General features: G+C 73.6%; 14 protein-coding genes. 1 reads left to right on the top strand and 13 read right to left on the bottom strand.

Going from position 1 to position 14,125, the window contains the following annotated elements:
• Positions 1–106: 106 nt before the first annotated feature.
• From ACIBJC_RS04595 to ACIBJC_RS04640, 10 genes are all read right to left on the bottom strand, one after another.
• Complete coding sequence (locus tag ACIBJC_RS04595) at positions 107–544, bottom strand: SH3 domain-containing protein (RefSeq protein ID WP_399287642.1); 438 nt, start codon at positions 542–544, stop codon at positions 107–109.
• A 140-nt stretch (positions 545–684) separates the two neighbouring features.
• Positions 685–2,028: an FAD-binding oxidoreductase gene (locus ACIBJC_RS04600; RefSeq protein WP_399288151.1), complete on the bottom strand. Its 1,344-nt coding sequence runs from the start codon at positions 2,026–2,028 to the stop codon at positions 685–687.
• Between the two features lie 101 nt (positions 2,029–2,129).
• A complete protein-coding gene (locus tag ACIBJC_RS04605; RefSeq protein ID WP_399287645.1) occupies positions 2,130–3,473 on the bottom strand; it encodes an acyl-CoA dehydrogenase family protein in 1,344 nt (447 codons plus the stop codon).
• Positions 3,470–4,546, bottom strand: coding sequence for an ABC transporter substrate-binding protein (locus ACIBJC_RS04610; protein WP_399287647.1), 1,077 nt, complete (start codon positions 4,544–4,546; stop codon positions 3,470–3,472). The genes ACIBJC_RS04605 and ACIBJC_RS04610 overlap by 4 nt, the downstream gene beginning before the upstream one ends.
• 155 nt (positions 4,547–4,701) lie before the next feature.
• Positions 4,702–5,811, bottom strand: coding sequence for an LLM class flavin-dependent oxidoreductase (locus ACIBJC_RS04615; RefSeq protein WP_399287650.1), 1,110 nt, complete (start codon positions 5,809–5,811; stop codon positions 4,702–4,704).
• A gap of 37 nt (positions 5,812–5,848) precedes the next feature.
• The gene (locus ACIBJC_RS04620; protein ID WP_399287652.1) at positions 5,849–6,841 is read right to left on the bottom strand and encodes an ABC transporter substrate-binding protein; all 993 of its coding nucleotides are present in this window, start codon (positions 6,839–6,841) and stop codon (positions 5,849–5,851) included.
• Positions 6,838–7,716 (bottom strand): ABC transporter ATP-binding protein, encoded by an 879-nt coding sequence (locus ACIBJC_RS04625; protein ID WP_399287655.1) that lies wholly within the window; start codon positions 7,714–7,716, stop codon positions 6,838–6,840. The genes ACIBJC_RS04620 and ACIBJC_RS04625 overlap by 4 nt, the downstream gene beginning before the upstream one ends.
• Before the next feature lie 8 nt (positions 7,717–7,724).
• The gene (locus tag ACIBJC_RS04630; protein WP_399287658.1) at positions 7,725–8,657 is read right to left on the bottom strand and encodes an ABC transporter permease; all 933 of its coding nucleotides are present in this window, start codon (positions 8,655–8,657) and stop codon (positions 7,725–7,727) included.
• Between the two features lie 15 nt (positions 8,658–8,672).
• The gene (locus ACIBJC_RS04635; RefSeq protein ID WP_399287660.1) at positions 8,673–9,644 is read right to left on the bottom strand and encodes a sulfurtransferase; all 972 of its coding nucleotides are present in this window, start codon (positions 9,642–9,644) and stop codon (positions 8,673–8,675) included.
• Between the two features lie 303 nt (positions 9,645–9,947).
• The gene (locus ACIBJC_RS04640; protein ID WP_329827979.1) at positions 9,948–10,082 is read right to left on the bottom strand and encodes a hypothetical protein; all 135 of its coding nucleotides are present in this window, start codon (positions 10,080–10,082) and stop codon (positions 9,948–9,950) included.
• Between the two features lie 96 nt (positions 10,083–10,178).
• Between ACIBJC_RS04640 and ACIBJC_RS04645 the strand changes: the two genes are divergently transcribed.
• Complete coding sequence (locus ACIBJC_RS04645; RefSeq protein ID WP_399287663.1) at positions 10,179–11,048, top strand: LysR family transcriptional regulator; 870 nt, start codon at positions 10,179–10,181, stop codon at positions 11,046–11,048.
• On the opposite strand, the gene ACIBJC_RS04650 is transcribed toward ACIBJC_RS04645, so the two are convergent.
• From ACIBJC_RS04650 to ACIBJC_RS04660, 3 genes are read right to left on the bottom strand one after another with little or no spacing between them, the layout of a single operon-like run.
• The gene (locus ACIBJC_RS04650; protein ID WP_399287666.1) at positions 11,028–12,083 is read right to left on the bottom strand and encodes an ABC transporter ATP-binding protein; all 1,056 of its coding nucleotides are present in this window, start codon (positions 12,081–12,083) and stop codon (positions 11,028–11,030) included. The genes ACIBJC_RS04645 and ACIBJC_RS04650 overlap by 21 nt on opposite strands.
• Complete coding sequence (locus tag ACIBJC_RS04655; RefSeq protein ID WP_399287669.1) at positions 12,080–13,252, bottom strand: ABC transporter ATP-binding protein; 1,173 nt, start codon at positions 13,250–13,252, stop codon at positions 12,080–12,082. Before ACIBJC_RS04655 ends, ACIBJC_RS04650 begins: the two co-directional genes overlap by 4 nt.
• The gene (locus ACIBJC_RS04660; RefSeq protein WP_399288153.1) at positions 13,249–14,085 is read right to left on the bottom strand and encodes an ABC transporter permease; all 837 of its coding nucleotides are present in this window, start codon (positions 14,083–14,085) and stop codon (positions 13,249–13,251) included. Before ACIBJC_RS04660 ends, ACIBJC_RS04655 begins: the two co-directional genes overlap by 4 nt.
• Positions 14,086–14,125: the final 40 nt, after the last annotated feature.

Raw genomic sequence — 14,125 nt, forward strand, 5'->3', positions numbered from 1 at the left:
ACTGCGACTTTTTTTCGCTGAAACCGGGTGTTTGGCCCCCCCCCCCCCCCCGGGGGGGGCCCCCCCCCGGGCGGGGGGGGGCCCCCCCGACGTATGTGCGGAGGGATCAGTGGCAGTACGGCACCGGCGACAGGTTCTCGACGTACCGGGCCGCGACATAGCCGGGGCGTCCGTTGCCGAGGAGGTACCAGAGGTTGTTGCCGTCCACGTTCTGGCCGACGACCTTGCAGGACAGGGCGATGACCGTGCCCGGCTGGATACCTCCCAGGTATCCGGAGTTCGCGGTGGGCCGCTCACGGATGGACAGGGTGAGCCGCGAGACGACCCGCCCCTTCGGCTCGGCGGCGGGCGCCGGCGCCGCGACCGGAGGAGCCGGGGACGCGGGGACGGCGGACGCGGGAGTGACGGACGCAGGGGTGGCGGACGCGGGAGTGGCCGAGGCGGGAGTGGCCGTCGCGGGGGTGGCCGCGAGGGCGGCGGAACCGGCGAGCGCGAGTACCGCGAGTGCGGCGGCGAGGTGGCTCTTGATGCGAAGTGCGGACATCGTCATCCTCTTTCCCTTTTGGGCGTTACCTCCTTATGGCATGCCGGGCGGCACGACCGCCAGAGCCGGACAGGAACCTCACCCGAATAGGGAGTTGGGGAGAGCGTGCGGTCTGCTTGTCAGATCGCCTTACCGAGGTTTCAGATGGCCTTACCGGGGTTGAGGATGCCGTGCGGGTCGAACGCGGACTTCAGCCGGTGGTGCAGCGCCACGCTGTCGGGCCCGAGTTCGTCGGCGAGCCACCGGCGCTTGAGCGTGCCCACCCCGTGTTCGCCGGTGAGGGTGCCGCCGAGGCGCAGCGCGGTGGCGAAGATCTCGGAGGCGGCGGCCCAGGCCGCGTCCGGGATCTCGGGGAGCGCCGGGTCGATCACGAGGATCGGGTGGAGATTGCCGTCGGCGGCGTGGGCGAGGGTGTGGACGGGTACACCGTGGCGCGCCGAGATCGCCTCGATCTCCCGTACCGCCTCGGCCAGTCGGGAGCGGGGTACGGCGATGTCCTCGATGAGGGGGCGGCCCAGGCGCTCCAGGGACGGCAGCGCGAGCCGGCGCGCGGCGAGCAGGTCCTGGGCCTCTTCCTCGTCGTCGGTCAGTTCGACGGAGGTGGCGCGGCCGTGCAATAGGGCCGCGACCCGCGCCGCCTCGGCCGCCGCGCCGGCACCGTCGCACTGGACGAGCAGCAGCGCGGCGCCCTTGCCGCGCAGGCCGGAGCCCTGGGCGTCGTCGATGGCGGCGAGGACCGGGCCGTCCAGCAGTTCTGCCATGGCGGGTTCGATCCCGGCCGCGGTGAGGGCGGTCGCGGCAGCCGCCGCGGCGGCGAAGGTGGCGAAGTACGCGGCGACGGTCGAGGTCGCGACCGGGATCGGCCGCAGCCGTACGGTCGCCGCCGTGATCACGCCGAGTGTGCCCTCCGAGCCGGTGAGCAGCGCGGTGAGGTCGTACCCGGCGACGCCCTTGACCGTACGGCGGCCGGTGCGCAGGAGGGTGCCGTCGGCGAGTACGGCGTCCAGGCCGAGGACGCTGTCGCGGGTGACCCCGTACTTGGCGCAGCGCAGGCCGCCGGCGTTGGTGGCGATGTTGCCGCCGATGGTGGAGATCGCGGCGCTGGCCGGGTCGGGGGCGTAGCGCAGCCCGTGCGCGGCGGCGGCCCGGTCGAGGTCGGCGGTGATCACTCCGGGTTCCACGACGGCGAGCTGGTCGTCGGGGGAGAGTTCGAGGACGCGGTTCATCCGGGCCAGGTCGAGGACGAGTGAGCCTTCGGGGGCGGTGGCGCCGCCGGAGAGGCCGGTGCCCGCGCCCCGGGGGACGACGGGGACGCGCAGCGCGTCGGCGTGGCGGAGGGTGGTCCGTACGTCGTCGGCGTGCGCGGCGTGCACGACGGCCATGGGCTGACCGTCGGGGCGGGCGCCGGAGCGGTCGGTGGCGTACGGGGCGGTGGCGGCCGGGTCGGTGGTGAGGCGGTCGGGGGCCAGGTCGCGGGCGAGCAGGCCGAGGAGCTGGGCGGCGGCGGTGGCCTGTGCGGTGGGCTGGTGAGCGGGGTGGTGGACGGGGTGCCGGGGTGGCTGGTGGGGCTGCTGGTGGGTGAGGGTCACGCGGGCTCCTCGGTCGGGTCGGACGATTGGGGCGGCGCAGACGTCCCAACCGGCGCGGACGTCCCAACCGGGCCGGACGTCCCAACCGGGCCAGACGTCCCGACCAGCTCGGACGTCTCCGTCGGCGCGGGGGCCGCCGTACGCGCCCACGTGCCCAGCGCCGAGGCCCCGATGACCAGGAGCGCGGTGTCCTCCTGGGGCGCGTGCACCGGCGCGCACTGGATGTCGCGGAAGTGGCGCTCCAGTGGGTTGTCACGGGTGAGACCGGGGTTGCCGAGGAGACGCAGCGCGGCCTTGACGGCCGTGGTGGCGTGGCGGGTGGCGAGGATCTTGGCGCCGAGCGCCTGCTCGGGGGTGTACGTGGGGTCGGCGCCGTCGACGCGCCGCGCGCCGCCGAGGACGAGCTGTTCCGCGCTGTCCAGGAGGAGCTGGATCTCGCCCGCGGCCTGGCGGAACCGCTCGGTGCGGGCCACGGGGTGGCCGAGGTTGGCGGGGATCCGCTCGTGGGCGAAGCGGTGGAAGTACCGCTGGGCCGCCCGGCCGACGCCCAGGTAGAGGGCGGCGAGCGGCAGATGGAGCGGGGCGCCCGCGCGGTTGTCCTGGACGGCGGCGGGGCCCCGCTCGGCCACGCTGACCAGGTGGTCCGCCGGGATCTCCACCTCGTGGAAGGCGATGTCGTGGCTGCCGCTGGCGCGCAGCCCGAGATGGTTCCAGCGGTGGGTGATCTCGATGCCGGGTGCGTCGCCGGGCACCGCGAACGTACCGACGCGCGGCTCGGGTTCGTCGGTGGTGGCCCACACCAGATACCAGGTGAGCCCTTCGGCGCCGGTGACGAAGCGCTTGGCCCCGCTGAGCGCCCAGCCGTGCGCGGTACGGCGGGCGGTGGTGGCGGGCAGCCCGCCCCGGGCCGGGGAGCCGAGGTCGGGTTCGACGCGGGCGTTGTTGAGGAGTACGGGCCCCTCGGCGGACCGGGCCAGCACCTCGCCGTACAGCCGCTCGGGCCAGTGCGGGGACCGGGCCTGCATGGTGTGGACGTTGAGGGTCATGGCGCTGATCAGGGCGGTGGCCGGGTCGCCCTCGCCGAGCGCTGCGAGGATGCGCGCCGTGTCGGCGACGCCGAGTCCCGGGCCGCCGTGCCGCTCGCCGACGGTCGCGGTGAGCAGGCCCGCCTCGTACACCGCCCGGACGCCGGTGGCGGGGAACGCGCCGGTACGGTCGTACTCCCCCGCGGTGGCGGCGAGGCTGCGGGTGACGCGCGGGAGTCCGTCGAGGTCGGGGGCGGGGAGGGACGGAGCCGGGGCAGGGGCAGGGGCCGGGGCAGGGGCCGGTCGCGCGGTCATGAGGCGGTCCCGGCGACAGGGGTCTTCGCCGCGAGTGCCTTGGCGAGGTCGGCGTTGAGCGCGTCGGTCCAGAAGGTGGCGACGTCGAGCCGGCCGGGCAGGGCGCCGAGGTCGTGGAAGGCGTCCGCGACCTTCTGTTCGGAGGCGATGGCGGCCTCGCTCGTGACCTCGGCCTTGGTCGGCCGCTGTTTCTCACCGTCCTCGAACTGGCTGAGCGCGAGGTCCAGCGGCTGGTGCGTACTGGTCGCGAGCACTTTCGCGTACTCCTTCTGGTGTCCGTCGCGCACGTACGCCCACGCCTTGTCGATCCGTGCGATGAGATCGGCGGTCGCGGCACGTGCGGCCGGGTCGGCGAGCGTCTTGTCCGACGCCTCCCAGTTGAAGTTGCCGGAGAGGATGTCGGCGCCGGAGCCGATGGTGGTGGCGCCCTGGGCATGGGCGGTGATGATCGCGTTGCCGTACGAGGCGAGGGCGTCGACGGAGCCGCCGGTCAGCGCCGCGAGTCCGGCGTCGGGGAGGAGCGGGACGGCCTGGATGTCGGTCCACCGCAGACCGGCCCGCTTCAGCAGCTCGTAGAGGAAGTACTGCGCCGTGGTGTTCTTGACGTAGCCGACCTTCTTGCCCTTGAGCTGCGCGATATCGGTGATCTTCGAACCCTTGGGGGCGACGACCTCCTGTAGCAGGGTGTTGGCCTTCGTCACCGCGACGACCTTGAAGTTGGCCTTGCCGTCGGCCGCCGCGAAGACGGGCGGGATCTCACTGGAGGCGGCGACGTCGAGCGCGCCCGCCCGCATGGCCTGCAGTTGCAGGTCACCGCCCTGGAACACGCTCCACTTCACCTTGTACGGCGTGTCGTCGAGGCCCGCGAGTTTCAGTACGGACTGGTAGCGGGCCCAGCCGGTGTCGCCGACCGCGAGGGTGACGGAGGAGAGGTCGGGGGTACCGCCGGACGAGGTGGCGGACTTCGTCCCGGTGTCCGCGCCGCCGCCGCACGCGGTGAGGAGCAGCGAGGACAGCACGAGCGCGAGCACCGAGGCGAGCGCGGAGGGTCCGCGGGGGCGGAAGCGGGGCATGGTGGTTCCTTACGGACGGGCGCGCGGACGAGCGGGCGGCCGGGGGACGATACGGCGAGGACTGCGGGTCTGTCGGGCTCCGGAGGGCGACGAGGCGGCAGGGGAAAACAGGGACGGCTGCCCTGCCGGGCTCCGGAGGGCGGGGAGGACCGGGCTCAGGCGGCGGCGCGGGCTTCGCGGGACGCGAGTTCCTGCCGTACCAGCGGCAGTACGTACCGCGCGTAGTCGATCGCGTCGTTGAGCGGGTCCCAGCCACGGATGGAGAGCAGCTCGCAGCCGATGTCGACGTAGTCCAGCAGCGCGGCGGCGACGGTCTCGGGCGAGCCGACGAGCGCGGTCGAACTGCCCGCCGCGTTGGTGGCGGCGGCCAGGGGCGTCCACAGCGCGCGGTCGTGCAGATCGCCCCGGGCCGCGATGTCCAGCAGCCGCTGGGAGCCGACGTTGGCCGGACGGCCCGCGCCGGGCGCCGGGTAGTGGTTGGCATGCTGGTTCCGCGCGCGCTCGGCGGCGCCCTCCTTGGCCTGTCCGAGGATCCGGTGCGCCTTCTCCCAGGCCAGCTCGTCGGTGGGGGCGATGATCGGGCGGAACGACACCCAGATGCGCGGCCGGGTCCTGCCCGCCGCGTCCGCCACGGCGTTGACGGCGGCGATCTGCTCGGAGGTCTCCTTCAGCGGCTCGCCCCAGAGACCGAAGATGTCGCCCTGCTGCCCGCCGACCCGGTACGCGTCGGCGGAGGAGCCGCCGACCGAGACGGGGATGGTGCCGTGGTACGGGGTGACGTCGGAGAGGAAGTCCTCGAACCGGTAGTGCGTGCCCTCGTGTGAGACGGGTCCGTCGGCGGACCAGACCTTGCGCAGGATCTGGATGTACTCGTCCGACCGGTCGTACCGCTCGCTCTTGCTGAGGTAGTCGCCCTCGCGGCGCTGCTCCTCGTCGCTGCCGCCGGAGATGATGTGAACGGCCAGCCGGCCCTTGCTGATCCGGTCCAGGGTGGCGAAGGCGCGGGCCGCGTGCGTCGGGAAGATGACACCGGGGCGGTGGGCGAGCATCGGCTTCAGCCGCTCGGTGTTGTTCGCGACGAACTGGGCGAGCTGGAGCGCGTCGGCGGACGACGAGTGGTAGGCGACGAGCGTGTAGTCGAAGCCGCCGTCGTCCAGGGCGCGGGCGTAGCGGCGGGTGAAGTCGGGGTCGATGCCCCGGCCGAAGGTGGAGGTTCCGTCGAAGGTGGGGTTGGGGTGGACGGCACTGATGAATTCGACAGGCATGGCGGACTCACTCCTGACAACTGGCTTACGGGTGGGGTTACTTGGCGTAGAGGCTGGTGTCGACGGAGTCGGCGACCGTGACGTTCGGGTCCAGGACCTTGATGCCGTGCATCGTGTCCGCGACCTTCTGGACCGACTGCGTCACCTCGGGGGTGATCGGGACCAGTTCGCCGTAGCTCTGGCTCACGATGGTTCTGGCGACCTCGGCGGAGGCGCCGTTGTTCTTCCGGATGGCGGCGGCGTACGCGTCGGGGTGGGTCCTGGCCCATTTCAGGGCGGTGCCGAGCCGCTTGACCGCGTCGGCGAGGGCCTGCTTCTTCGAACGGTCGGCCAGCGCCTTGTCGGTGGCGCCGATGAACCCGTAGCCGCTGACCCGGCCGTCGGCGCCGTTGACGATCTCCCGGCCGCCCTGCTGGGTCGCCACCGCCTTGTAGACACCGAAGATCGCCCACGCGTCGATCCTCCCGGCGCCGAACGCGGCCTGCGCGTCTGTCGGCAGCAGGTACTTGACCTTGACGTCGGAGTACGTAAGTCCGGCCTGTTGCAGGGCGTTGGCGAGCAGGTACTCGGAAATGCTGCCCTTGGCGGAGGAGACCACGACCGTCCGGCCCTTGAGATCCGCCACCTTCCTGATCGTCGAGTTCTTCCGGGTGACGATGCCGACGGACGTCCCGTCGTTGCGCAGCGCGGCCACCGCCTTGATCGGCACGCCTCCGCTGAGCGCCTGGAGCGTGGGCAGATCGGCGGCGTACGTGGTGTCCGCCGCGCCCGCCTGGGCCGCCTGGAACAGCGGTGCCGCGCCTTCGAACTCGGCCCATTTCACCTGGTACGGGGCGCCCTTGAAGGCTCCGGCCGCGTTCGCCAGGGTCTGGAGGTTCTTGGCCTGGTCGCCGAGGGTGAGGGTGACGTCGGAGGCGGCGCCGGCCGGACCGTTGGACGCGCTGTCGTCCTGCGTACCGCATCCGGCCGTCACGAGGGCGAGGGCTGACAGGGCGAGCGCGGCGGCGAGGGCGCGGGTGCTCCGGGTCATGAGGAGGTTCCTTCCAGGGTCTTCGTCCCCGGTGCCGCTTCCGGCGTGGGTACGGGGTCTGCTTCGGGGGCATGGGCGTGGGCGGCGGCGGGGCCCGGAGCCGGGTCGGCGGAGGCGTCCCGCACCCCCAGCCAGGCCAGCAACTGGCTGCGCAGGGCCACGAATTCGGGTGAGCCGAGACTGCGCGGGCGGGGCAGGTCCACGGTCACCTCGTGCGCGATACCGCCCGCGTCCATCACCAGGACCCGGTCGGCCAGCAGCAGCGACTCCTCCACGTCATGGGTGACCAGGAGGATCGAGCAGCCGTGGCGCTGCCACAACTCGCCCACCAGCCGCTGCGCCTTGGCCCGGGTCAGCGCGTCCAGCGCGCCGAACGGCTCGTCGAGCAGCAGGAGTTCGGGATCCCGTACCAGAGCCCTGGCGAGCGAGACACGCTGGGCCTCGCCGCCGGAAAGGGTCTTGGGCCACACGCCGGCGCGCTGCTCGATGCCGACCTCGGCGAGATGGCGGGTGGCCAGCTCCCGGTCCGGCTTGCCGGGCAGTCCGAGGACGACATTGCGCCACACCTTCAGCCAGGGCATCAGCCGGGGCGACTGGAAGGCGGCGGAGCGGCGGCTCGGCACGGTGACCTCGCCGCTGATCTCGTCGTCCAGCCCGGCCAGGACGCGCAGCAGGGTGCTCTTGCCGCAGCCGCTCTGTCCGAGCAGTGCCACGAACTCGCCCTGCCGGATGGTGAGATCGAGTCCGTCGATGACGGTCCTGCCGTCGAAGGTCCGGGTCAGGCCCCGGATCTCCACACTCGCGTCGGCGTGCGTGGTCGTGCCCGTACTCGTGCCCGTGCCCGTATGCGTATGTGTTTGTGTTTGCGTGCTCATCGCGTGCCTCACGCCCCGTCGCCGTCGAAGGATGCCCGCCAGCTCAGCAGGCGCTTGGAGAGCAGCCGCACGATGAAGTCGCAGATCAGCCCCAGGACCGCGTAGACGGCGAGGCAGAGCACGATCACATCGGTGCGGAAGTACTGCTGGGCGTTGCTCATCAGATAGCCGATGCCGTTGCTGGCGTTGACCTGCTCGGCGAAGACCAGGGCCAGCCACGCGGTCGACAGGGCGTACCGCAGTCCGATCAGCGCGCCAGGGAGCGCGGACGGCAGGATCACGTAGCGGATCAGTCCGAGCCTGCCGAGGCCCAGCATCCGTGCCGCCTCGATGAGTTGGGAGTCGGCGGAGCGGATGCCGCCGTAGATGTTGAAGTAGAGGGGATACGTGACACCGAGCGCCACCAGGGCGATCTTCGGGGTCTCCTCGATGCCGAACCAGACGATGAACAGCGGGATCAGACCCACCCACGGGATCGCCCGGAACATGCCCATCGAGGAGTCGATGACGTCCTCGCCCAGCCGGAACAGGCCGGCGGCCAGAGCGAGGGAGAGGGCGATCACCGCGCCGATCACAAAGCCGGTCGCGGCCCGTTTCCCGGACGCGGCGATGGCGCTGGGGAGTTCGCCGTTGACGGTGAGGTCCCAGGCCTGGCGTACGACGTCGACCGGCGAGGCGAGAACGTTCTCCGGCAGGACGCCGGTCACGCTCGCCACGTACCAGACGAGGAGTACCCCGACGGGTCCGCTGGCGCGCCGCGCCCACCGGGGGACGCGTATCCCGCGCCGGGCCTGCCGTGCGGGGCGGATGGTGAGACGGGGGGCCTTGCCCGGGGCCGTACGTACCTCCGTAACAGAGTCCGTGTCCGTGTGCGCGTCCGTGTCCGTGTGCGTGTCGGGCGGTGGGGCGGTGCCGGGGGCCGTGTGCTGCTGCACTGACATCTCGGTTCCTCTCGATCAGCCCGGCTGGTGGCCGGTGGCGGCGGGGCGGGCGGGGTCGGCGGACCAGGCGGACCAGGAGCCGGGGAAGAGGGCGGCGTCGGTGCCGGCGAGGGCGAGTGCGGCGATCTGGTGGGCCGCGGTGACACCGGACCCGCAGTAGACGGCGACGGGCCCGGTGCCGTCCGCGCCCCCCGCACCGAGCGCCGCGAAGCGCGCGCGCAGGGCGTCCGGCGGCAGGAACGTGCCGTCGGGGGCGAGGTTCTCGCCGGTGGGGGCCGAGCGGGCGCCCGGGATGTGGCCGGCACGGGGGTCGACGGGCTCGCTCTCGCCCCGGTAGCGCTCGGCGGCGCGGGCGTCCAGCAGGGTGCCCGAGCGGGCAAGTGCGGCGGCCTCGTCGGCGTCGACGGTGGGCAGGTGGCCCGCGGTGAGGGTGATGTCCCCGGGCTCCGCCGCCGTCTCGCCGGTCTCCAGCGGGAGTCCGGCGCCGCGCCAGGCGCCGAGCGCGCCGTCGAGCAGCGTCACCTCCGCGACCCCGGCCCAGCGCAGCAGCCACCAGGCGCGGGCCGCGGCGGTGTTGCCGTTGTCGTCGTACACGACGACGGGCCGCCCGGCGCTGATGCCCCAGCGACGCGCCGCCGCCTGGAGGACGTCGATGCCGGGCAGCGGGTGCCGGCCGTCGTGCGGCGTGGCGGGGGCGGCGAGTTCGGTGTCGAGGTCGGCGTGGACGGCGCCGGGGATGTGCCCGGCGCGGTAGTGGGCGTGGCCGTGCGGATCGCCGAGGGCCCACCGCACGTCCAGGACGACGGGCGGGTGGGAGGCGGCGAGCAGCCCCTCCAGTTCGGAGACCGTGGTCAGGACGCGGGAAGCGGTGGCGCGAGGAGCGGCATCCTGTTCGGCGGCGGCAGCGGGAGGGGTGGTGCCATGGGCAGTGGGGGTGGCATGGGGAGTGGGGGTGGCATGGGGAGTGGGGGTGGCATGCGCGGGCATACGGTCGCCTCCGGCGGGGTGGGGACGTCTCGGCGGTCTCGGCAGGGCAGCGGGCACCCGCCGGACCACGCGCGTACGGCGGTGAACGCGCGCGGGTCAGGCCGGGCGGGAGATACGGACGGGTACGGCGGGAGGGATGGGGCACCGGGACTGCCGGGACCACCGGGGAGGTACGGCGGGGCGCGTCACCTCGGGCGGGACGGCGCGTCCGGCGTCGGCGCCGACCGGACGGGCCCGCGGCACGGCGCGGCGCCCGACGGGCGGCGGGAGGGGATCAGCGAGTGATCAGGACGTTCAGGGTGTTCAGCGACAGCGAGCGCTGTTGACGAGGCCGAAGTCGACCACGCGGCGTTGCGTCAGCGGCGCGCCCAGGGCGGCACGCCGCCGGGCGTCGAAGGGGTTCGGCTCGACGGCCACCCCGTGCACGGTTCGCAACATGGCCCCAGCATGGCTGACGTACCTGTCACACGTCCAACGACGATTCGCACTCATCATCGATCACGTTCCCTGATCGATCGGTGCTAGCGTGCGGCCATGGCACCCGTTCTGGACATCACCGCGCTGCGCAGCCTCGTCGCGGTCGCGGACCGCGGCGGCTTCCACCGCGCCGCCGAGGCCCTGGCGCTGAGCCAGTCCGCGGTCAGCCAGCACGTACGGCGGCTGGAGAAGACCCTGGGCCGCCCGGTGGTCGAACGCGAGGGCCGCGGCACCCGGTTCACGGCGGACGGCGCGCGCCTGCTGGAGCAGGCCCGCCGCATCATCGCCGTACACGACGAGGCGGTCCGTACGCTGCTCGGGGACGCCGGGGACTCCGTCGTCATCGGCTCCACCGAGCATGCCGCCGACCAGATCCTGCCGCTGCTGACCGCCGCCGTGCGCGAGGCACGGCCCGAGTGCCGGGTGCGGTTCCGCATCGACCGCTCGGCCCGGCTGGTGGAGGCCGTGGAGCGGGGCACGGTGGATCTCGCGGTGTATGTGACGGAGGCGGCGGGTACCGAGGGCACCCCGGTCGGCGGCCTGCCCCTGAGCTGGTACGCGGCGCCCGACTGGGTGCTGCCCGAGGCGCCGGCGCCGCTGCCTCTGGTGGCCGTAGAGGACCCGTGCGCGATCCGGCGCCGGGCGCTGGGCGTGCTCGCGGAACGCGCGATACCCACCACCGTCGTCTGTGACGCGGGCTATCTCGCCGGGGTCCTGGACGCCGCCCGCGCCGGGCTCGGCGCCGCGCTGCTGGCCTCGGTCGGCCAGGGGCCCGACGGGCTGACCGAGCGCCATGACCTGCCGCCGGTCCCGGCGATCCCGATGAGCGCGCATGCCAGGCGGGGCGCCGACCCCGCGATGGTGGCGGGCGCGGTCGCGGCGGTCAGCGCGCTGCTCTCGACGGGCTCAGCTCCCGCCGGGCACTGACGCCGGCCGTACGCCGCGGGCGTGGGCGGCGGCCCCGGCGTCCGGCGCGGAGCCGTCGTCGGCGACGAGATGGCAGGAGACCTGCCGGCCGCCGGCCGCTCCCGACGCGTACGGCAGCGTCCGCGGTCCGGGAACCTCGGTACGGCACCGGTCCACCGCCACCGGGCAGCGCGTGTGGAAGCGGCAGCCGGGCGGTGGCGCGAGCGGGCTCGGCAGCTCCCCGCTGAGGACGATGCGCTCGCGGGAGCGCTGGGCGACCGGGTCGGGTACCGGCGCGGCGGAGAGCAGCGCCTGCGTGTACGGGTGCTTGGGCGAGGCGAACAGCTCGGCGGTCGGGGCCAGTTCGACGATCTCCCCCAGGTACATCACGGCGATCCGGTCGGCGAGGAACTCCACGGCCGCGAGGTCGTGGGTGATGAAGAGGCAGCCGAAACCCCGGTCGCGCTGGAGGTCGGCGAGCAGATTGAGGACGGACGCCTGGACGGAGACGTCGAGCGCCGAGGTCGGCTCGTCGGCGACCAGCAGATCCGGGTCGACGCAGAGGGCGCGGGCGAGGGAGACACGCTGGCGCTGGCCGCCGGACAGCTCATGGGGGTGCCGGTCGATGTGTTCGGGCCGCAGCCCCACCTGGGCGAGGAGCGCGGCGACCCGCGCGCGGGCGGCCTCGCCGCGGGCGATCCCGTGGAGTCGCAGCGGCTCGGCGACGATCCGGCCGACGGTCATCCGGGGGTCGAGCGAGGACGACGGATCCTGGAAGACCAGATGGAACCGCTTGCGCAACGGGCGCAGCGCGCGGCGCGAGAGGCGGGTGATGTCGGTCCCGTTGATCCGTACGGTTCCGGAGGTCGGCTCGTCGAGCCGTACGGCGCACCGCCCGACCGTGGACTTTCCGCTCCCCGACTCCCCCACCAGGCCGAGGACTTCACCGCGCGCGACGGTGAGAGTGACCCCGTCGACGGCGCGGACGGTCCCGCTGCCCGCCGCGAAGTGCCGGGTGAGGGAGGTGAGTTCGAGGACGGGCGGTTCTGTCGTCACGGGCGGTCCTCCTCGGCGGCGGGCGTGTCCGCGCTGGACGGGTCAGGGACGGGGTGAGGGTGTCGGCAGGCGACGAGGTGGTATGGGGCCTCGCCCGCCGGTTCGAGGGCGGGCCGTGCCCGCGTGCACGGGTCGTCGGCGCGGGCGCAGCGCGGGGCGAAGGTGCAGGCGTCCGGCTGTTCGTCCAGGCTGGGGACGAGTCCGGGGATCTCCGTCAGCCGGCGCTTCACGGCCCGCGCGCCCGGGTCCGTACCGGCCCCCGTTCCCGTAGCCGTGACCGTGTTCGCGCCCGTACCGGCTCCCGGTCCGGCTCCCGGGCGCAGTACCGCGCCCAGCAGGCCCGCCGTGTACGGGTGCCGGGGCGCGGCGAACAGCTCGTGCACCGGGGCCTGTTCGACGGCGCGGCCCGCGTACATCACCAGCACCCGGTCGGCGGTGTCGGCGACGACGCCGAGGTCGTGGGTGATCAGGACGATCGCCGTGCCGAGCCGTTCCCGCAGCGCGTGCAGGACCTCCAGGATGCCCGCCTGGACGGTGACGTCGAGCGCGGTGGTGGGTTCGTCGGCGATCAGCACCCCGGGGTCGCACGCCACGGCGACGGCGATCATCACGCGTTGCCGCATGCCGCCGCTGAGCTGGTGCGGGTACTCCCCGGCGCGCCGGGCGGGCGCCGGGATGCCGACCAGTCCGAGCAGTTCCACGGCCCGCTCCCTGGCCTGGCGTCTGCTCAACCCCTGGTGCCTGCGGAGCACTTCACCGATCTGCCGGCCGATGGTGAGAACCGGGTTCAGTGAGGTCATCGGCTCCTGGAAGATCATCGCGATGTCCTTGCCGCGTACCTTCCGCAGCTCCTTGTCCGGAGCGCCCGCCAGTTCCCGGCCGCCGAGCCTGATCGAGCCCGTCACCGTCGCGGTGGGCGGCAGGAGGCCCATGGCGGCCATGGAGGTGACGGACTTGCCGCACCCCGACTCCCCCACCACCGCGAGGACTTCACCGGGGGCGAGGTCGAACGAGACGGAGTCGACGGCGTGCACGGTCCGGGTGGCGGAGCGGAACGACACCGACAGGTCGCGCACGCTCAGCACGGGCGGCACCCCGGCCGGGTCGTCGGCCCGGCGGTCGGCCGGGTCGTCGACGCCGGCGGATTCGGTCACGGAGCCGGTGTTCATCGGGTGCCTCCCCGGGGGTCGAGGACGTCGCGCAGCCCGTCGCCGAGCAGGTTGAAGGCGAGCGTGGCGGCGACGATCGCCAGCCCGGGGAAGACCGCCAGCCAGGGCGCGGGGGCGAGGAAGGACTGCGCGCCGGAGAGCATCACGCCGAGCGAGGGTTCGGGTGGCTGGACGCCCAGGCCCAGGAAGCTGAGCAGCGCCTCGCCGATGATGGCGGTGGGGATGCCGACCGTGGCCTGGACGATGAGCGCGGAGGACGCGTTGGGCAGGATGTGGCGGCCGAGGACGGTGGTGTCGCCGCCGCCGCTCGCCACCGCCGCCGCCACGTAGTCGGTGTGTTTCAGCCGGAGTGTCTCGGCGCGGCTGATCCGGATGACGGCGGGAATCTGCGCGATACCGATGGCGATGGTCGCGTTGGTCAGCGAGGGGCCGAGGACGGCGGCGAGGCCGACCGCCAGCACCAGGAAGGGAAAGGCCAGCATCGTGTCGGTGAGCCGGGAGACCGCGCTGTCCGCGAACCGGCCGTAGTACCCGGCGAGCAGTCCGAGCGGTACGCCGACCACGAAGGCGAACGCCACCGCGACCACGCCGACCTGGAGCGAGGCGCGTGCGCCGTACATCATGCGGGAGAGCTGGTCGCGGCCGAGGTCGTCGGTGCCCAGCCAGTGCGAGAGGCCGGGCGGGGCGAGGACGTCGGTGAAGTCAGGCCGGGCCGGGTCGTACGGGGCGATCAGCGGGGCGAGGAGTCCGGCCAGCACGAACACCGCCGCGATGACGGAGCCGGTGAGGGCGAGCCGGTTCGCCCGCAGGGCCCTCATCCGGGGCCCGCTCATCGCGGTCCTCGTGGCCCGGGCGGCCCTGGTGGCGTGCGCC

Origin of the sequence: Streptomyces sp. NPDC050509, from assembly GCF_044457965.1 — a bacterium.
GTDB lineage: Bacteria > Actinomycetota > Actinomycetes > Streptomycetales > Streptomycetaceae > Streptomyces.

Bases quoted from the DNA above. Each gene is read 5' to 3' on its own strand.
- ACIBJC_RS04620 (WP_399287652.1), bottom strand. From the start codon at position 6,841: ATGACCCGGAGCACCCGCGCCCTCGCCGCCGCGCTCGCCCTGTCAGCC.
- ACIBJC_RS04625 (WP_399287655.1), bottom strand. From the start codon at position 7,716: ATGAGCACGCAAACACAAACACATACGCATACGGGCACGGGCACGAGT.
- ACIBJC_RS04660 (WP_399288153.1), bottom strand. From the start codon at position 14,085: ATGAGCGGGCCCCGGATGAGGGCCCTGCGGGCGAACCGGCTCGCCCTC.
- ACIBJC_RS04610 (WP_399287647.1), bottom strand. From the start codon at position 4,546: ATGCCCCGCTTCCGCCCCCGCGGACCCTCCGCGCTCGCCTCGGTGCTC.
- ACIBJC_RS04635 (WP_399287660.1), bottom strand. From the start codon at position 9,644: ATGCCCGCGCATGCCACCCCCACTCCCCATGCCACCCCCACTCCCCAT.
- ACIBJC_RS04640 (WP_329827979.1), bottom strand. From the start codon at position 10,082: ATGTTGCGAACCGTGCACGGGGTGGCCGTCGAGCCGAACCCCTTCGAC.
- ACIBJC_RS04655 (WP_399287669.1), bottom strand. From the start codon at position 13,252: ATGAACACCGGCTCCGTGACCGAATCCGCCGGCGTCGACGACCCGGCC.
- ACIBJC_RS04645 (WP_399287663.1), top strand. From the start codon at position 10,179: ATGGCACCCGTTCTGGACATCACCGCGCTGCGCAGCCTCGTCGCGGTC.
- ACIBJC_RS04595 (WP_399287642.1), bottom strand. From the start codon at position 544: ATGTCCGCACTTCGCATCAAGAGCCACCTCGCCGCCGCACTCGCGGTA.
- ACIBJC_RS04605 (WP_399287645.1), bottom strand. From the start codon at position 3,473: ATGACCGCGCGACCGGCCCCTGCCCCGGCCCCTGCCCCTGCCCCGGCT.
- ACIBJC_RS04615 (WP_399287650.1), bottom strand. From the start codon at position 5,811: ATGCCTGTCGAATTCATCAGTGCCGTCCACCCCAACCCCACCTTCGAC.
- ACIBJC_RS04630 (WP_399287658.1), bottom strand. From the start codon at position 8,657: ATGTCAGTGCAGCAGCACACGGCCCCCGGCACCGCCCCACCGCCCGAC.